Raw genomic sequence first — 17,910 nt, forward strand, 5'->3', positions numbered from 1 at the left:
GTCAGCGCATGCTGACTATTGCTTCGCGGCTGGACGTGATGAACCGGCTGGGCCGGGCGATGGCCGACCCGACCCGCTCCCGCATCCTCATGACACTCCTCGAGGGCCCGAGCTACCCGGCGGTACTCGCCCGCGACCTAGGCCTGACCCGGTCGAACGTGTCGAACCACCTCACCTGCCTGCGGGACTGCGGCATCGTCGTGGCCGAGCCCGAGGGGCGCCAGACGCGGTACGAGATCGCCGACCCCCACCTGGGGGCGGCGATGACCGCGCTGGTCGAGGTGACGCTGGCCGTCGATGAGAACGCCCCGTGCGTGGATGCCACCTGCACGGTGCCCGGCTGCTGCCCGAGCGGGACCGTGGCATGAGGGCGACCACCCACACCCCCGTCGAGGAGCTCGAGACCGACGACGAGCACGAGACCCCGTGGTGGGCTGACCGCGCCGTCCTGATCCCCATCGCCTCGGGGGTCGCGTTCGTCGCCGGGCTGGCCTGTGAGTGGTCCGGCGCCCAGAGCGCGGCGCTGGTGCTGTTCTGGGTCGGTCTGCTGCTCGGGGCCTCCACGTTCGTCCCCGGTGCGCTGCGCAAGCTCGCCACGGGCAAGCTCGGCATCGCGCTCCTCATGACGATGAGCGCCACCGGCGCGGTCATCCTCGGCCACGTGGAGGAGGCCGCGGCCCTGGCCTTCCTCTACTCCATCGCCGAGGCCTTGGAGGACCGGGCGATGGACCGGGCGCGTGCCGGGCTGCGCGCGCTGCTCAAGCTCGTGCCCCAGAGCGCCACCGTCCTCACCGACGGCCATAGCGCGAGCGTCCCGGCCCGTGACCTGGCCGCGGGGCAGGTCATGCTGATCAGGCCCGGTGAGCGCATCGCCACCGACGGCATCGTCCGCAGCGGGCACAGCAGCGTGGACACCTCGGCGATCACCGGTGAGTCCATCCCCGTCGAGGTCGGCCCCGGTGATGAGGTGTCTGCCGGGGCGATCAACGCCGCCGGAGCCCTGCAGGTCGAGGCGACCGCGCCCGGCACCGACAACTCCCTGACCACGATCGTGAGCCTGGTCGAACGCGCCCAGGCCGAGAAGGGGCAACGCGCCCGGCTGGCCGACCGCATCGCCCGTCCGCTCGTGCCCGGCGTCCTGGTCCTGGCCGTGCTGGTCGCGCTCATCGGCTCACTCGCCGGTGACCCGCAGACCTGGATCACCCGCGCCCTGGTGGTGCTCGTGGCCGCCTCCCCGTGTGCGCTGGCGATCGCGGTGCCGATCACCGTGGTCTCCGCGGTCGGCTCGGCCAGCAAGTTCGGCGTCATCATCAAGAGCGGTGCCATCTTCGAACGATTCGGGGACATCGGGCACGTCGCCTTCGACAAGACCGGGACCCTGACCCGCAACCAGCCCACCGTCACCGCCGTCGTCCCCGCCGCCGACGTCACCGAGCAACAGGTCCTGGCCTGGGCCGCCGCGCTCGAGCAGCACAGCACCCACCCCCTCGCCACCGCCATCACCCACGCCGCCCCCACAATCCCCGCCGCCCAGGGCACCACCGAGGAAGCCGGCCACGGAATCCACGGCACCGTCGACGGCGCCGTAGTGCTGGTCGGCAGCCCCCGCTGGGTCGACCCCGGCGACCTCACCTACCGGGTCCGTGACCTGGAGGCCCAGGGGATGACGGTCGTCGTCGTCCACCGCGACGGCGCGGTCGCCGGGGCGATCGGGGTGCGTGACGAGCTCCGTCCCGAGGTCCCCGAGGTCATCACGACCCTGGCGGGCCAGGGCATCGACGTCACGATGCTGACCGGAGACAACGAGCGCACCGCCCGCGCCCTCGCGGCCCAGGCCGGCATCAGCGACGTGCGCGCCGAGCTGCGCCCCGAAGGCAAGTCCGCCGCCGTGGGCGAGCTCAGCGTGCGCCGGCCCACCGCGATGATCGGTGACGGCATCAACGACGCCCCCGCCCTGGCCGCGGCCGACGTCGGGATCGCGATGGGAGCCACCGGCTCCGACGCCGCGATCGAGTCCGCCGACATCGCCTTCACCGGCCAGGACCTGCGCCTGCTGCCCCAGGCCATCGCCCACGCCCGACGCGGACGGCGCATCGTCAACCAGAACATCGTCCTGTCACTGCTCATCATCGCCGCGCTGCCACCCCTGGCCATCACCGGCGTCCTGGGCCTGGCCGCCGTCGTACTCATCCACGAAGTCGCCGAGGTCCTGGTCATCCTCAACGGCCTGCGCGCCGCACGCACCCACCAGCCCACGCGCGGACACTGACCCCCGCGGACCAACGCGGCCCCACTGACCCACCGCCGGCGGTCCGGCGCGCCCTGAAAGGCACCGATGGAACTGCTCACCCCGATCCTGCAGGCGATCGGCCTGTTCGTGGCCACGAACATCGACGACATCATCGTCCTGTCCCTCTTCTACGCCCGCGGCGCCGGCCAGCGGGGCACCACCCGCAAGATCCTGCTCGGCCAGTACCTCGGCTTCGGGGGCATCCTGCTCGCCGCCGTGGTGATCTCCCTCGGGGCCCGCAGCTTCCTGCCCGAGGACGCCCTGCCCTACTTCGGGCTCATCCCCCTCGCCCTGGGCCTCTACGCGGCATGGCGAGCGTGGCGCAACCGCGGTGACGACGACGATGACGAGGCCAAGGTCGCCGACAAGCAGGTCGGAGTCCTGACCGTGGCCGCCGTGACGTTCGCCAACGGCGGAGACAACATCGGGGTCTACGTCCCCGTCTTCGCCACCGCGTCCACCACCGCGATCATCGCCTACTGCCTCGTCTTCCTCGCCCTGGTCGGCCTCCTCGTCCTCGCAGCCAAGTACGTCGCCACCCGCCGGCCCATCGCCGAGATCCTCGAACGCTGGGAACACATCCTCTTCCCGCTGGTCCTCATCGGCCTCGGCATCGTCATCCTCCTCGAGGGCGGCGCCTTCGGCTTGTAGCTCACGCCCGCGGCGCCCGACATCACTGGAAATTCAACGACGACTGACAGAACGTCGCGGTCCTCGGGAGCAAACGCTGTTACCTCTTCTGCGGCGGGAGGGGGAGGTCTGCGGCATGAGCATTGACCGTCCCGTAAGTGGAACCCTCACCGGACACCACCGCTACTTATCGAGAGGAACGACGGCACGCCTGGCGGGCTGTCCCGTAAGACCCGTCCGGTGAACTGTCCGGTGAAGGGAGGCTATATGACACACTGGGGAGCATGTCCCCTTGAAGGTCGGCTATGCCCGAGTCTCCACCGACGAGCAGGACCTGACCGCGCAGCGTGACGGACTCGCGGCGTTCGGCGTCGATCCCAAGCGCATCTACGTCGATCACGGGCTCACGGGCCGCAACGCCGACCGTGAGGGCCTGCGGCAGGCGCTGGCTGCCTGTCGGGACGGCGATACGTTCGTGGTCACCAAGCTCGATCGGCTGGCGCGTTCAGTCCGTGATGCCCACCAGATCGCCGACGACCTCGCGGCGCGGGAAGTGAAGCTGAGCATCGCCGGATCGGTGTACGACCCGACCGACCCGATGGGGAAACTGTTGTTCAACGTGCTGGCGATGGTCGCCGAGTTCGAAGCCGACCTCATCCGTGCCCGCACCCGCGAGGGGATGAAGGTCGCCAAGGCCAAGGGCCGGCTGCGCGGGAAGTCACCGAAACTCACCCCCCGGCAAGAAGCTCACCTCGTCCAGCTACATGCCGCCGACGAGCACACCGTGGGCGAGCTGGCCGAGCTGTTCAGCGTGGGCCGCTCCACGGTCTACCGCGCCCTTCAGCGCGCCGAGCGCGGGCGCGAGAACGCCTTGCAGTAGGTGCGTCGTGGACGCTCGAGCGCGGTGGCGAATCCTCAGGCTCCACGTCGAGGACCAGGTGCCCCTCGCGCGCTTAGCTCGCGAGACCGATGTTGGGCTGCGGACCCTGGAGCGCTGGCACGCCCGCTACCGCGCCGACGGCTACGCCGGACTGGAGACAGCCTCGCGAGCGGACACCGGCTCCCGCCGCCTTCCGCCCGACCTCGTCCACCTGATCGAGGGCCTGGCACTGAGCAAGCCGCGGCCGGCCATCGCCACCATCCACCGCAAAGTCACCGGCATCTGCGCCGCCCGGAGATGGCCGGTCCCCTCCTACTCGGTGGTGTGGGACATCGTGCGGACCCTGGATCCCGGCATGGTCACCCTCGCCCTGGAGGGCGCAGCGTCCTACCGCGACAAGCACGAGCTGGTGCTACGCCGGCAAGCAGAGCTGCCCTACGCGATGTGGCAATCCGATCACACCATGCTCGACATCCTGGTGGTGGGCACCGACGGCAAGCCCGCACGGCCATGGCTGACAACGATCCTCGACGACTGCTCCCGGGCGGTCTGCGGCTACACAGTCTTCCTGGGCGCACCGTCGGCGATGAACACCGCCCTGGCGCTGCGCCAAGCGATCTGGCACAAGACCGACCCGGCCTGGCCGATGTGCGGCCTGCCCGACGTGCTCTACGTCGACCACGGCAGCGACTTCACCAGTGACCAGCTCGCCCACACCGCCGTCGACCTCCACATCCGACTGATCCACTCCACCGTCGCCCGACCCCAGGGACGGGCAAGATCGAGCGGTTCTTCGGCACCATCAACACCGAGCTACTCGCCACCCTGCCCGGACACATCACCGAAGGGCACCCCTGGCCGACACCGAAACTGTCCCTGGCCGCCCTCGATAGCGCCCTGGAGGCGTTCGTGGCCACCTACAACGACCGCACGCACAGCGAGCTCGGAACCTCCCCGCGCAGCGCGTGGATCGCCGATGGCTGGCTGCCCCGAATGCCCGAGAGCCTGGAAGACCTCGACAGACTGCTGTTGACCGTCGCCAAGACCCGCGTCGTGCGCCGCGATGGCATCCGCTTCCAGGGCCTGCGCTACGTCGCGCCAACTCTGGCCGGCTACGTCGGACGCTCGGTCGTGATCCGCTACGACCCCCGCGACATCACCGAGATCCGCGTCTTCGATCACGACGAATTCGTCTGCAAGGCCGTCAACCAAGAGCACCACGACCAGAAGGTCAGCCTCAAGGAGATCCAGGCCGCGCGCAGCGCCCGCCGCCGGGCGCTGCGAGCCGGCATCAACGAACGCATCGCCCTCGTGGCCGCACCTACCGAGACGCCACGGATCACCGAAGCACCGGCTCCGGCGCCGAGGTCGGCGTTGAAGATCTACAAGGAGGACCTCAGGTGAGCCAGCGCTTCATCGTCACCAAGGAGCACCGCCGCTTCACCGAGTTCGCCGACGCCGTGCGCCGCGGGCACACCATCGGTTTGTGCTTCGGATCAGCCGGCGTAGGAAAGACACTCTCCGCGCGCCGCTACGCACACTACGAGAAGGCTCATGACCTGCTGACCTACTGGGGGCCGCGCTCCGACAACGACGCCAAGATCTACGCCGCCTTGAACCGGAGCCGCACCGTGCTCTACACCCCCAGCGTGCTGACCACCCCGCGGACCCTGAAGGACGAGCTGACCCAAGCCATCACCCGTACCAACATGTGCATCGAGCAGCACCTCGTACCTCCCGGCACGGCCACTCCCGAGGCCTGGGGATGGCGACACGGCAGGAACTACGTGGAGCTGATCATCGTCGACGAGGCCGAACGACTGCGTCCCGCCGCTCTGGAACTGCTGCGCGATCGCTACGACCGCGACGACATCGCCCTGATCCTGATCGGCATGCCCGGCCTGGAGAAGCAGTTCAGCCACTACCCCCAGTTCTACAGCCGCGTCGGCTTCGCCCACCAGTACCGGCCCCTGGGACAAGACGAACTGCTGTTCGTCCTCGAGCGACACTGGCGATCCCTCGGCAAGACCCTCGACCCCGACGACTTCACCGACGCCCAAGCCATCGCAGCCATCGCACGGATCACCCGCGGCAACTTCCGGCTCCTCGAACGCCTCTTCCCCCAGATCCAGCGGGTCCTGAAGATCAACGAACTCGACACCATCACCAACGACGTCATCGAAGCCGCACAGAGCACCCTGGTCATCGGTGTCACCTGACCCCGCCACGAAGCGACCGAAGAACCCCGCCATTCAGCAGACGAAGTCACATCGTGCCCTCCGCCGACGCAGGTGATCGGTGCGGTTCCACAACGTCGTGCGCCTGCCGTAGCGGTCGCCTCGGAAGCCGTTTTCGGGCGGCGTGGGGGTAATGTGCCTCAACAGTCGCACTACCGAACGAGGGAGACTGTGTGAGTTACGCCGATCCGCAACGACCGGTCAAGGTGGGTTTCGGCCCCGGGCACGACGCCTGCTCAAGCAGGTGGAAGAAACCTACCCCCATGGGATCCACCCCGCGCTCGTTCCGGGGATCGGCGTAGAAGAGCAGCGTAACCGCTACGGCACTGACAAGGTCGTCTTCGGCGTCACGGGCGCCCTGATCCTCGCTTTCATCGCCTGGGGTGTCATCTCGACCGACAGCCTGTCCGCCGCGTCGACGGCGGCTCTGAACTGGACGCTGATGAACGTCGGCTGGCTGTTCACCGGCCTGGTGGCCGTGATCCTGGTGTTCATGCTCTCCATGGCGGCGAGCCGCTACGGCAACATCCCGCTGGGCAAGGACGACGAGAAGCCCGAATACCGCAAGTTCTCGTGGATCGCCATGATGTTCTCCGCCGGGATCGGGATCGGCATCATCTTCTTCGGCCCGCTGGAGCCTCTGACCTACTACCAGTCACCCGCACCCGGCGGTCCAGCCGCCGAGACGCCGGAGGCCGCCGTCAAGGCGTTGGCGCAGACTTTCTTCCACTGGGGCGTGGGTCCGTGGGCCATCTACGGCCTGGTCGGGGCCGCCGTGGCCTATGGCGCGTTCCGGCGCGGCCGGGTGCCGCTGATGAGCTCGATCCTGGTGGCGTTGGTCGGGCAGAAGCGGGCCGACGGGACCGTCGGCAGGCTGGTCGACATGTTCGCCATCGTCGCCACTCTGTTCGGCACCTCCGCCTCGCTGGGCATCGGCGCCATGCAGATCGGCCGCGGCGTCGAGATCGTCGCGGGCATCGGCGAGCTGCCCAACGCGGCGCTGATCGCCATCATCGCAATCCTCACCGCATGCTTCATCGCGTCCGCCGTCTCGGGCATCGGGCGCGGCATCCGTTGGCTCTCCAACATCAACATGGTGTTGGCGCTGTCGCTGACGGTGTTCATCTTCGTTGCCGGCCCGACGCTGTTCATCCTGAACCTCTGGCCTGCCGCCATCATGGACTACGCCCAGAACTTCTTCGGCATGCTGGGCCTCGGGCCGGCGCACGGCAGCGAGGCCGCCGCGTTCGTCGGGTCGTGGACGGTGTTCTACTGGGCGTGGTGGATCTCCTGGTCCCCCTTCGTCGGCATCTTCCTCGCCAGGATCTCCCGCGGCCGGACGCTCCGCGAGTTCGTCATCTACGTGATCACCATGCCGACGTTGGTGTGCATCCTCACGTTCGGGGTGCTGGGTGGAACCAGCATCTGGCTCCGGCAGCAGGGCGACGGGATCTCGGCCGATGGACCGGCGGAGGAGATGTTCTTCCACGTGCTCGGCACACTGCCCCTGAGCCAGATCACCCCCGTGCTCGGCATGGTGATCATCGCCATCTTCTTCATCACGTCCGCCGACTCGGCCTCCGTCGTGATGGGCACCCTGTCGCAGCGGGGCAAGTCGGATCCGTCGAAGCCGGTCACCATCTTCTGGGGCCTCGCGATGATGGGCATCGCCGTGGTGATGCTGCTCGTCGGCGGCGGCGACGCCCTCAACGGCCTGCAGAACATGATCATCGTCACCGCCATCCCGTTCACGCTGATCCTCGTCGCGATGATGCTGTCGTTCGCCAAGGACCTGAACTCCGATCCTGCGGTGATCCGCCGTCGCTTCGCCATGTCGGCGCTCAAGGAGGCCGTCATGAAGGGCGTGGACCAGTACGGCGACAACTTCAGCCTCTCCATCCAGGAGGCGCCGGAGGGTGAGGGTGCAGGAGCCGACTTCGACTCGCACGACGCCGAGGTCACCGACTGGTACCAGCGGACCGATGAGGAGGGCGACCCCGTCGACTACGACTATGCGACCGGCACCTACGCGGACGGGTGGACCCCCGAGGGTGAGACGGCAGAGGACGCCGACACCATGTCGGACGCCCCCGCAGAGGACGAGGTCGACGACCGGGGCTGAGCCCTCCGGTTGCTAGCCTGCGGCCTTCCCCCTGAGGAGGTCCCGATGCACCACCGCACAGCCGCCACGCTCGTCGCCGCAGCCCTGCTCCTGTCCGGCTGCGGCGCCCAGGACTCCCCCGGCGGCTGGACGGTCGCCTCGGCCCTGGCCCAGCTGCCCGCCGGCACGACGGCGGACGACTACGTCATCACCATGGCCGACCTGGCTGCGGCGCTCGAGCAGGCTGGCGCGGAGCAGGGCGACAGCGCCGAGGCAGTCGCCGGCTGGCTGCCCGCCCTCACCAGAGGTGAGGCCGCCTCCCCCGAGGGCGCCGCCGTCCTGATCCCCGTACCCGACGACGTCGCCCGCCTCCATCCCGCAGACTTCGCCACCATCACCGGGTTCCACCTGGGACAGGCGACGAGCTTCGCCCACATCGGCGCCCCGCCCTCCTCGTTCACCGTCTTCGACGGGCTCGGCGACGGCGCCCTCGCCGGCAGCCTGATTCCCCTGGACGGGGGCATCTACACCGACATCGACGGCGAGGACGGGGTGCCGGACTTCACTGCCGAGGACGCGCTGAGCCAGGTGCGGCGGCCGACACGCTTCGCCGAGGACGGCGGTGCCGTGGCCATGTCGTCGCAGACGCCGACGCTGCGGGAGTGGCTCGACGGGGCGGGCACCCTCGCCGACGACGAGGCCCTCGCCGATGTCGCGGGTGCCCTGGACCGGGTCGGCGTCGTCTCGGCGTTGCTGACCGCGCCGCGCACCGCAGCCGCGTCACCGGGCATGCCGGAGACCGCCTTCGACACGATCGGGCTCGGCTGGTCCGCCGGGAAGGTGTACGTCGTCTACCGGTTCGCGGCCGCCCCCGATGCCGGACAGCTCGAGGCACTGTGGCGGGACACGACGCTGCTGACCGGCGCGACAGTCTCGGAGTTCGTCCTGGTCGACGGCGTCGCCGTCGACGGGAACGTCGCCACCGTCACCCTCAGCCCGGCGGAGGGACGCTCCGTCGGAGCGCCACTGAACTTCCTGATGAGCGGCGAGCCGCTGCTGACCAGCCCCTGACCTCAGGCGAGGTCGGGCCCCACGACCGTCAATGGCAGCAGCACCCGGCCCGTGGGGCCGATCTGGATCTCGGTGTCCATCTGCGGGCACACGCCGCAGTCGTAGCACGGGGTCCAGCGGCAGTCCTCCACCTCACGCTCGTCGAGGGCATCCTGCCAGTCCTCCCACAGCCAGTCGCGGTCGAGGCCCGCGTCGAGGTGGTCCCAGGGCAGGACCTCCTCGTAGCCGCGCTCGCGGGTGGTGAACCAGTCGAGGTCGACGCCGAACGCGGCCAGTTCCTCGGCGGCGGCCGCCGTCCACCGCTCGTAGGAGAAGTGCTCGCTCCAGCCGTCGAACTTCCCACCCTCACGCCAGACGCGCTCGATGACGCGGCCGACACGGCGGTCGCCGCGTGACAGGAGGCCTTCGATGATGCCGGGCTTGCCGTCGTGGTAGCGCAGGCCGATCGCCTTGCCGTAGTTGCGGTCCTCGCGGATGGCGTCCTTCAGCAGCATCAGTCGACGGTCGATCGTCTCGGCATCGGCCTGGGCGGCCCACTGGAACGGCGTGTGCGGCTTGGGCACGAAGCCGCCGATGGAGACGGTGCAGCGGATGTCGCGCGTGCCCGCCGCCTTGCGGCCGGTCTCGATCACCCGCGTGGCGAGCGTCGCGATGGCGAGCACGTCCTCGTCGGTCTCCGTCGGCAGGCCGCACATGAAGTACAGCTTCACCTGCCGCCAGCCGGAGGAGAACGCGGCCGCGACGGTGTTGATGAGGTCGTCCTCGGTCACCATCTTGTTGATGACCTGACGCATCCGCTCAGAGCCGCCCTCGGGGGCGAACGTCAGGCCGGAGCGACGACCGTTGCGGCTGAGCTCGTTGGCCAGATCGATGTTGAACGCGTCGACGCGGGTCGACGGCAGCGACAGCGACACGTTGGTGCCCTCGTAGCGGTCGGCGAGCTGGCGGGTGACCTCGGCGATCTCGGAGTGGTCGGCCGACGACAGCGACAGCAGGCCGATCTCCTCCAGCCCGGTGGCCTTCAGGCCGCTCTGGACCATCGCGCCGATGGTCTCGATGTTGCGCTCCCGGACGGGGCGCGTGATCATTCCGGCCTGGCAGAAGCGGCAGCCACGGGTGCAGCCACGGAAGATCTCCACCGAGTACCGCTCGTGGACCGTCTCGGCCATCGGCACGATCGGATGCTTCGGGTACGGCCACTCGTCCAGGTCCATCAGCGTGTGCTTGCGCACCTGGTGCGGGACCCCCGGCCGGTTCGGCGCGATGCGCTGGATGCGGCCGTCGTCGAGGTAGTCGACGTCGTAGAACTTCGGCACGTAGAAGGCGCCGGTGAGCGACAGGCGCAGCAGAAGGCCGTCGCGGCCTCCCTCGCGCCCGTCCTCCTTCCACTCGCGCACGATGTCGGAGATCAGGAGGCTCGCCTCCTCGCCGTCGCCGAGGACCGCCACGTCGATGAAGTCGGCGATCGGCTCCGGGTTGAAGGCGGCATGTCCGCCGGCGACCACGATGGGTTCGTCCTCGCCGCGGTCGACGGCGTGGAGCGTCAGGCCGGACAGGTCGATGAGGTTCAGGAGGTTCGTGTAGCCGAGCTCGGTGGAGAACGACACGCCCAGCACGTCGAACAGGCCGACCGGCCGGTGGCCGTCGAGAGTGAACTGCGGGATGCCGTTGGCCCGCAGCAGGTTCTCCAGATCGGGCCAGATGGAGTAGGTGCGCTCGGCGAGGATCCAGTCGCGCTCATTGAGGATCTCGTAGAGGATCGCGACACCCTGGTTGGGCTGGCCCACCTCGTAGGCGTCCGGATACGACAGGCACCAACGGACGGCGACGTCGTCCCAGTCCTTGACGACCGAGTTGTGTTCACCGCCCACGTACTGGATGGGCTTGCTCACCTGGGCGAGCAGCGGCTCGAGTCGCTGAAAGACCGAGTGCTGGACGGGCGCTGGCGTGGTAGTCATAGCGCCGACAAGGATAACCGGGGTGCGCGGGATTCCCTAGGGCTGAACGGCAGCCCGCGTGGCGGTCGGCCCCAGCGCGGCGACGCGCCCCCGTGCCGCCCACAGGCTGCCCGCGGCCACGACGGCGCCGACGGCGAGCAGCTGCAGCAGGACGGTCGGGTCGCCGACGCCAGCCTCACGGTCGAAGACGTCGGGGGTCGGCATGAACGGCAGGAACGAGGCGGCGATGAGGTTGTTGACCACGTGGACCGCCACGGCGACCTCCAGCCCGCCTGTACGCCACGTCGCGTAGCAGCACAGCAGCGCCATGCCGAAGTAGAAGGCGTTCAACCACGGATCCGACGCGCCGTGCAGCACGGCGAACAGCAGCGACGACACCAGCGCCCCGACGGCGAGCCCGGCCCGCGGGTCCGGCAGCCAGGAGCCGACGGCGCGGAACACGAGCCCGCGGAGCATGTACTCCTCCGCTGCGGCCTGGAACGGGATGGCGACGAGCAGGACGACAAGCATCGGCCACGAGTCGCTCAGCACCTCCAGCGGCGGCTGCGGTGAGATCGCGAGGTTGACGGCGGTGAGGATGCCGAACGCGACGACCGCGACGGCCATCATTCGCCAGAAGAACCCCCACCGGAAGCGGCCCGTCACCGAGCTGAGGTAGCCGAACGGCTGCCCGACGATGCGCGCCAGAACCGCGCACAACGGCAGCATCAGCGCGATCGACACGAACGCGAACGCCGTCATCCAGCGCGGCAGGACGCCGTCGACGATGTCGTCCAGGTATCCGCCCAGCGAGCCACCACCCACCTGGACGTCGACCAGGAGCCCCAGCATGGGCACGACGGTGGTCACCACGAGGAACAGGGCGGCCCCTGCCCCAGCGCGACGATCGGCCGCCAGGGGGCGATGCCGGGAGCCCGGAAGAAGTGGTGATACGCCGTCGGTGTCGTCGGCAGAGGCGACGCCGGGGCGGGCGTCCACTGCGGCTGCGGCGGGGCCCACTGCGGCGGCACAGGCACCGCTCCCGGACCCGGCGGGGGGCTCCCGTCGGGCCGCGGGGGTGGAACCTGGCTGGTCATGGCATCAGGCGTTCGGGAACCAGAGGGAGACCTCGCTGGCCGCCGTCTCCGGCGAGTCGGAGGCGTGCACCGCGTTACGTCGCAGCGTCGACGCGAACTCCGCACGGATCGTGCCGCTCTCCGCCTTGGCAGGGTCGGTCGCCCCGTTGAGCTTCCGGACCCGGGCGACGGCATCGTCGCCGCTCAGCACGAGCGCGACCAACGGCCCCTCGGTCATGAACTCCCTGAGATCCGGGTAGTAGTCCTTCCCGACGTGGCTCGCGTAGTGGCGGTCCGCGAAATCTCCGGTGATCTCGCGCAGTTCCATGGCCTCGATGGTGAGCTGGGCCGCCTCGTAGCGTTCCAGAATGGCTCCGACATGGCCGTCCGCGACGGCGTCCGGCTTGACGATGACGAAGGTGCGCTCCATTACGCAACTCCTCCTTGTTGATGTTTCTCGATGCGTCGTCCGAGCACCACGCAGGTGACCCAGATGAGCGCGAAGATGATGCCCATCGCATACATCCACGGGGTCAGCAGACCCAGGGCGATGATAGCCACCTGCGCCACCCACCCGACCAGGTACCCCCAGCCTCTCCGCAGACCTGCCGTGGCTGCGAGGCAGAGGACGGTGACGACCCCGCACGCGGCAGCAGCGATCCCCAGGTGGATGCTCTCGACCTGGAGCATGCCGATGAACGCGAGCCAGATCACCAGGATCTCGAAGATGAGCACCGACATCGCGGCCGGACGCATCGGGTTGGTCGGCGACAGCGTCACAGGTCCTCCCGGGTGGCGAGCAGGTCGCGGGCCTCGCCCGCCGCGATGACGGAGCCGGCCACGAGCACCCCCGTCTGCCCGTCGGAGGTGTCGGCCAGCATCACGGCCAGTTCGAGGGCCTCGGCCATGGTCGGCGCGCGGTGGACCTGGTGGGTCGCCCACACCGTCTCGGCGAGGTCGGCAAGGTCGTCGACCGCACGGGCCCGCGGGCTGGAGGACACCTTCGTGATGACGACCTGGTCCATCTTCTCCGCGAAGATCTCGAGCACCGCTTCGGCGTCCTTGTCCTGCATCATCGCCACCACGCCGACGAGGTTCGTGAAGTCGAAGCTCTCCGCCATCGCATCGATGGTGACGCGCGCGGCCTGCGGGTTGTGCGCCGTGTCGACGACGATCGCCGGCGCCGGGCGCACGAGTTCGAGTCGCGCGGGGGCCTCGACCGCACCGATCCCCTCGACGACGATCTCCGGGTTCAGCGGCTTCGACCCCAGGAAGGCCTCGACGGCGGCGACGGCGAGAGCGACGTTGCGCGCCATGTGTTCGCCGAAGAGGGGCAGGAACACGTCGCCGACGGGCCCTCCTGCGGTCTCGATGCGCAGCAGCTGGCCGCCGATGGCGAGGCTGCGATCCAGCAGGCCGAAGTCGGGGCCCTCGGCCCTGATGGGGGCACCCACCTCGACCGCCCGCTCCAGCAGCACCTTGGCCGCGGCCGGGTCCTGGCCCGCGAGCACCGCGGTGCCGCCCTCCTTAATGATGCCGGCCTTCTCGCCCGCGATCTGGGCGATGGTGTCGCCGAGGATGTGGGTGTGGTCGAGCCCGATGGGGGTCACGACGGCGACGGAGGCGTCGGCGACGCTCGTGGCGTCCCAGCGGCCCCCGAGCCCGACCTCCATGACGGCGACGTCGACGGGGGCGTCGGCGAAGGCGGCGTACGCCATGCCGGTGATGACCTCGAAGAAGGTCATGGCGACGCCGTCGATCTGCTGCTCATCGACCATCGCCACGTACGGCTCGAGGTCGGCCCACACCTCGGCGAACCGTTCCTCGCTGATGGGCTCGCCGTCGATGACGATGCGCTCGCGGACATCGCTCAGATGCGGGCTGGCGAAACGACCGACGCGCAGCCCGGCCGCCCGCAGCAGCGCGTCGATCATGATCGCGGTGCTGCCCTTGCCGTTGGTGCCCGCCACCTGGATGACGGGCATGGCCCGCTGCGGATCGCCGACGAGGTCCATCAGGGCCGCGATGCGGCCCAGGCTGGGGGCGACGCGGTGCTCGGGCCAGCGGGACGTCAGGGCCGCGGTCAACTCTGCGTGAGATGCATGTGTCATGGTGGTGCCCAGCGTAGTGGGCGTCGCCGAGACCCTGCGTGTTCCTCGTGGACACAGGCCGTTCCGGCATGGGGCGTTTCGTGTCGGCGGGTAGCATGTCCGCGAATACGACTGGCGGTCAGGACCGGCCACCACGACACTGCGGGAGTAGACCTCGATGGCAAACAACTCGAACATGAGCAAGCGGGCCGCACTGCACCGCCAGCAGGAGATGGATGAGCGCAACAAGAAGGCCAGGCGCATCACCATCGGCAGCATCGTCGTGCTCGCCATCGTCGCGGTCGTGGTCATCGCGGTCGTCGCGGTCCAGGCGCTCACCAACCCGAAGGGCGTGACGGCCGACCAGCAGACGCCGGCCGCTGGGACCGACGGCTACGGCGTCCTGATCCAGGGCAAGCAGCCGTCCGACGACCTGCCGCACCTGGTCATCTGGGAGGACTACCTCTGCCCGTACTGCGGCCTGGCTGAGCAGACCTACGGTCAGACCGTGAAGCAGCTCGTGGCCGACGGCAAGATGACCGCCGAGATCCGCACCACCTTCTTCCTGGACGGCCAGCGCACCAACGGCCCCTCGCGCAAGGCGGCCATGGCCGCGGCTGCGGCAGCGGGCGTCGGCAAGTTCGACGAGTACCACGCCGCCCTCTACGCCGACCAGGCAGCCGAGGCCGTCGGCTTCCCCGAGTCAGAGCTCCGTGACAGGTTCGCGCGCGCCGCCGGCATCGAGGGCGATGACCTGAAGAAGTTCCAGGAGCTCTACGACACCGGCGCCTTCACGGACTGGATCGAAGCCGCCAACGACAGGTTCTTCGCCGACCAGATCAGCGGCACCCCGACGTATCTCGTCGGCGACGAGAAGCTGCCGATCACCAGCGGCACCATCCCGACCGACGCAGACGGCTTCCTGGCCGCGGTCGAGGAGCTCGCCGCCCAGCAGTAGCCGGCGCCCCCGTCGATTCCTGGGCCCTCGGCATTGCCAACTATGATCGGGCCCATGACCGACGCCACCGCGCCCAAGCGCAGCCTGCCCGAAAAGCCCGTCCTCGAAGGCCTGGAGGCCAAGTGGGGGTCGGTATGGGCTGAGGAGGGCGTCTACGCCTTCCGCCGGCCGGCCACCCGCGCAGAGGTGTTCAGCATCGACACCCCTCCGCCGACGGTGTCCGGCTCGCTGCATGTCGGGCACGTGTTCAGCTACACGCACACTGACACCGTCGCCCGCTACCAGCGGATGCGCGGCAAGCAGGTGTTCTACCCGATGGGCTGGGACGACAACGGCCTGCCCACCGAGCGCCGCGTGCAGAACTTCTACGGCGTCCGGTGCGATCCGTCGCTGCCCTACGATCCCGACTTCCAGCCCCCGGCCAAGCCCGACCCGAAGCGGCAGGTGCCGATCAGCCGCCGCAACTTTGTCGAGCTGTGTCTCGAGCTGACGGCCGTCGACGAGCAGGCGTTCGAGGACCTGTGGCGTCAGCTCGGCCTCTCGGTCGACTGGGACACGCTCTACAGCACGATCTCGGGTGAGTCGCAGACCGTGGCGCAGCGCGCCTTCCTCCACAACCACGCCCGGGGCGAGGCGTACCTCAGCTACGCCCCCACGCTGTGGGACGTGACCTTCCAGACCGCCGTCGCGCAGGCCGAACTCGAGGCCCGCGAATACCCCGGTGCCTACCACCGCGTAGCGTTCCACCGTCCCGACGGCGAGAAGGTCTACATCGAGACCACGCGCCCCGAACTGCTCGTGAGCGTGTGCGCGCTGATCGCGCATCCCGACGACGAGCGCTACCAGCCCCTGTTCGGCACCACCGTGACCTCCCCCATCTTCGGCGTCGAGGTGCCCGTGCTGGCGCACCCGGCAGCCGAGATGGACAAGGGTGCGGGCATCGCGATGTGCTGCACGTTCGGCGACCTGACCGACGTGCAGTGGTGGCGCGAGCTGAACCTCCCGACCCGCACGGTGATCGGCCGCGACGGCCGCCTGCAGGCCGAGACGCCCGAGTGGATCGTCAACGCCGAGGCCTACGCGCCGCTGGCAGGCAAGACCACCTTCTCCGCCCGCGAGGCCACCGTCGCGGCGCTGCGCGAGAGCGGCGACCTGGACGGCGACCCCAAGGCGACCACCCGCATGGCGAACTTCTTCGAGAAGGGCGACAAGCCGCTCGAGATCGTCGCCACCCGCCAGTGGTACATCCACAACGGCGGCCGCGACGACGACCTCAAGGCCAGGCTGCTCGCCCGCGGCAACGAGCTGGCCTGGACACCCGAGCACATGCGTTACCGCTACGAGAACTGGGTGGGTGGTCTGAACGGCGACTGGCTCATCTCGCGCCAGCGGTTCTTCGGTGTGCCGTTCCCGGTGTGGTACCCGCTCGACGCCGATGGCGAGCCCGACTACGACCACCCGATCATGGCCGACGAGGCCTCCCTGCCGGTCGATCCCATGACGGAGACGCCCGCTGGCTACCGCGACGATCAGCGCGACGTTCCCGGCGGCTTCATGGCCGATCCTGACGTCATGGACACGTGGGCGACGTCGTCTCTCACCCCCCACATCGCGTGCGGCTGGGGTCGTGACGACGAGCTGTTCGGGCTCACGTTCCCCATGGACATGGCTCCGCAGGCGCACGACATCATCCGCACCTGGCTGTTCAGCCGCATCGTCCGCGCCAACTTCGAGAACGACTCGCTGCCCTGGGCACGCGCGACGGTCTCCGGCTTCGTGATGGATCCCGACCGGAAGAAGATGTCCAAGTCGAAGGGCAACGTGGTGGTGCCCACGGACATCCTCGACCGCTTCGGCTCCGACGCCGTCCGCTGGCGCGCGGCCATGGCCCGCCCCGGCATGGACTCGCCGTTCGACGAGACCCAGATGAAGGTGGGCCGCCGTCTCGCGATGAAGATCCTCAACGCGGGCAAGTTCGTGCTGTCGCTGGCTGAGGCCCCCGGCACGCTCGACCAGGTGACCGACCCGGTGGACCGCGCGATGCTGACGGCGCTCGCCGACGTGGTCCGCTCCGCGACCGCGGCATTCGACGAGTTCGAGTACACCGGCGCGCTGGAAGCGGCGGAGGGCTTCTTCTGGGCGTTCTGCGACGACTACCTCGAGCTGGTCAAGGAGCGTGCCTACGGCGGCGAGCCCGCGGCTCAGGCCTCCGCGCAGGCAGCGCTGGCCATCGGGCTCGGCGTGCAGCTGCGCCTGTTCGCGCCGTTCCTGCCGTTCGTGACGGAGGAGGTCTGGCGCTGGACCAACGACTCGTCCGTGCACCTGGCCTCGTGGCCGACCGCCGATGAGCTGGGAGCCGGCGGCGACGCCGAGCTGCTGGCCGACGTGGCCCAGGCCCTGATCGCGATCCGCGGCGCCAAGTCCAACGCCAAGGTCTCGATGAAGGCCGAGGTGGCCCGCGCCGTCTTCACCGGCCCCGCCGCCGTCGTGGAGCGTCTCCGCGGCATCGAGGCAGACCTGCGAGCCGTCGGCCGCATCGTGGGCGAGGTCGTCTGGACGACGGCCGAGGAGCCGCTGTCCGTCGAGGTCGTGCTGGCCGAGACGGTCTGACCTGACGAGCGTGAGAGGCCCCCGGCAGCT

The 17,910-nt window shown here is 69.4% G+C and carries 16 protein-coding genes; 11 read left to right on the plus strand and 5 right to left on the minus strand.

The genetic code is table 11. The annotated features are described in order from the left end of the window. Positions 1-8 precede the first annotated feature (8 nt). The 9 genes from cmtR (at position 9) to H9L22_RS07765 (ending at position 9,209) form a co-directional block, all read left to right on the plus strand. Positions 9-368 (plus strand): Cd(II)/Pb(II)-sensing metalloregulatory transcriptional regulator CmtR, encoded by a 360-nt coding sequence (gene cmtR / locus H9L22_RS07730; protein ID WP_060774483.1) that lies wholly within the window; start codon positions 9-11, stop codon positions 366-368. After that, positions 365-2,269 carry a heavy metal translocating P-type ATPase gene (locus tag H9L22_RS07735; protein ID WP_068398428.1) on the plus strand — a complete coding sequence of 635 codons (1,905 nt, stop codon included), beginning with the start codon at positions 365-367 and terminating at the stop codon, positions 2,267-2,269. The genes cmtR and H9L22_RS07735 overlap by 4 nt, the downstream gene beginning before the upstream one ends. Positions 2,270-2,335: 66 nt before the next feature. Then, positions 2,336-2,941 carry a cadmium resistance transporter gene (locus H9L22_RS07740; protein ID WP_068398372.1) on the plus strand — a complete coding sequence of 202 codons (606 nt, stop codon included), beginning with the start codon at positions 2,336-2,338 and terminating at the stop codon, positions 2,939-2,941. 271 nt (positions 2,942-3,212) lie between these two features. Further along, positions 3,213-3,800 (plus strand): recombinase family protein, encoded by a 588-nt coding sequence (locus H9L22_RS07745; RefSeq protein WP_006215039.1) that lies wholly within the window; start codon positions 3,213-3,215, stop codon positions 3,798-3,800. Between the two features lie 7 nt (positions 3,801-3,807). Next, positions 3,808-4,833 (plus strand): DDE-type integrase/transposase/recombinase, encoded by a 1,026-nt coding sequence (locus H9L22_RS07750; protein WP_226966204.1) that lies wholly within the window; start codon positions 3,808-3,810, stop codon positions 4,831-4,833. Further along, positions 4,794-5,204, plus strand: coding sequence for a Mu transposase C-terminal domain-containing protein (locus H9L22_RS18765; protein ID WP_226966205.1), 411 nt, complete (start codon positions 4,794-4,796; stop codon positions 5,202-5,204). Before H9L22_RS07750 ends, H9L22_RS18765 begins: the two co-directional genes overlap by 40 nt. Then, a complete protein-coding gene (locus H9L22_RS07755; RefSeq protein WP_037161208.1) occupies positions 5,201-6,019 on the plus strand; it encodes an AAA family ATPase in 819 nt (272 codons plus the stop codon). Before H9L22_RS18765 ends, H9L22_RS07755 begins: the two co-directional genes overlap by 4 nt. A 262-nt stretch (positions 6,020-6,281) precedes the next feature. After that, a complete protein-coding gene (locus H9L22_RS07760; RefSeq protein ID WP_226966206.1) occupies positions 6,282-8,159 on the plus strand; it encodes a BCCT family transporter in 1,878 nt (625 codons plus the stop codon). 45 nt (positions 8,160-8,204) lie between these two features. Beyond that, entirely contained in the window at positions 8,205-9,209 is a 1,005-nt protein-coding gene (locus H9L22_RS07765) for a hypothetical protein (RefSeq protein WP_187722256.1), read from the plus strand. Positions 9,210-9,211: 2 nt separating this feature from the next. On the opposite strand, the gene H9L22_RS07770 is transcribed toward H9L22_RS07765, so the two are convergent. From H9L22_RS07770 to H9L22_RS07790, 5 genes are all read right to left on the minus strand, one after another. Continuing rightward, entirely contained in the window at positions 9,212-11,167 is a 1,956-nt protein-coding gene (locus tag H9L22_RS07770) for a TIGR03960 family B12-binding radical SAM protein (RefSeq protein ID WP_187722257.1), read from the minus strand. A 36-nt stretch (positions 11,168-11,203) separates the two neighbouring features. After that, a complete protein-coding gene (locus H9L22_RS07775) occupies positions 11,204-12,145 on the minus strand; it encodes a CPBP family intramembrane glutamic endopeptidase (protein WP_187722258.1) in 942 nt (313 codons plus the stop codon). Between the two features lie 102 nt (positions 12,146-12,247). Next, complete coding sequence (ndk, locus tag H9L22_RS07780; RefSeq protein ID WP_187722259.1) at positions 12,248-12,652, minus strand: nucleoside-diphosphate kinase; 405 nt, start codon at positions 12,650-12,652, stop codon at positions 12,248-12,250. Then, the gene (locus H9L22_RS07785) at positions 12,652-13,002 is read right to left on the minus strand and encodes a DUF4233 domain-containing protein (RefSeq protein ID WP_226966207.1); all 351 of its coding nucleotides are present in this window, start codon (positions 13,000-13,002) and stop codon (positions 12,652-12,654) included. The genes ndk and H9L22_RS07785 overlap by 1 nt, the downstream gene beginning before the upstream one ends. Then, positions 12,999-14,333: a bifunctional folylpolyglutamate synthase/dihydrofolate synthase gene (locus H9L22_RS07790; protein ID WP_187722260.1), complete on the minus strand. Its 1,335-nt coding sequence runs from the start codon at positions 14,331-14,333 to the stop codon at positions 12,999-13,001. Before H9L22_RS07790 ends, H9L22_RS07785 begins: the two co-directional genes overlap by 4 nt. A 157-nt stretch (positions 14,334-14,490) precedes the next feature. Between H9L22_RS07790 and H9L22_RS07795 the strand changes: the two genes are divergently transcribed. Both H9L22_RS07795 and valS read left to right on the plus strand, forming a co-directional pair. Beyond that, positions 14,491-15,270, plus strand: a complete 780-nt coding sequence (locus H9L22_RS07795; RefSeq protein WP_187722261.1) for a DsbA family protein — start codon at positions 14,491-14,493, stop codon at positions 15,268-15,270. A gap of 33 nt (positions 15,271-15,303) precedes the next feature. After that, positions 15,304-17,880, plus strand: coding sequence for a valine--tRNA ligase (valS, locus tag H9L22_RS07800; RefSeq protein ID WP_425582550.1), 2,577 nt, complete (start codon positions 15,304-15,306; stop codon positions 17,878-17,880). The last annotated feature ends 30 nt before the right edge of the window (positions 17,881-17,910 follow it).

The sequence above is a fragment of the Tessaracoccus defluvii genome (assembly GCF_014489575.1).
In the GTDB taxonomy this organism is placed as follows: Bacteria; Actinomycetota; Actinomycetes; order Propionibacteriales; family Propionibacteriaceae; genus Arachnia; species Arachnia defluvii.

Bases quoted from the DNA above. Each gene is read 5' to 3' on its own strand.
- cmtR (WP_060774483.1), top strand. From the start codon at position 9: ATGCTGACTATTGCTTCGCGGCTGGACGTGATGAACCGGCTGGGCCGG.
- H9L22_RS07735 (WP_068398428.1), top strand. From the start codon at position 365: ATGAGGGCGACCACCCACACCCCCGTCGAGGAGCTCGAGACCGACGAC.
- H9L22_RS07740 (WP_068398372.1), top strand. From the start codon at position 2,336: ATGGAACTGCTCACCCCGATCCTGCAGGCGATCGGCCTGTTCGTGGCC.
- H9L22_RS18765 (WP_226966205.1), top strand. From the start codon at position 4,794: ATGCCCGAGAGCCTGGAAGACCTCGACAGACTGCTGTTGACCGTCGCC.
- H9L22_RS07765 (WP_187722256.1), top strand. From the start codon at position 8,205: ATGCACCACCGCACAGCCGCCACGCTCGTCGCCGCAGCCCTGCTCCTG.
- H9L22_RS07770 (WP_187722257.1), bottom strand. From the start codon at position 11,167: ATGACTACCACGCCAGCGCCCGTCCAGCACTCGGTCTTTCAGCGACTC.
- ndk (WP_187722259.1), bottom strand. From the start codon at position 12,652: ATGGAGCGCACCTTCGTCATCGTCAAGCCGGACGCCGTCGCGGACGGC.
- H9L22_RS07790 (WP_187722260.1), bottom strand. From the start codon at position 14,333: ATGACACATGCATCTCACGCAGAGTTGACCGCGGCCCTGACGTCCCGC.
- H9L22_RS07795 (WP_187722261.1), top strand. From the start codon at position 14,491: ATGGCAAACAACTCGAACATGAGCAAGCGGGCCGCACTGCACCGCCAG.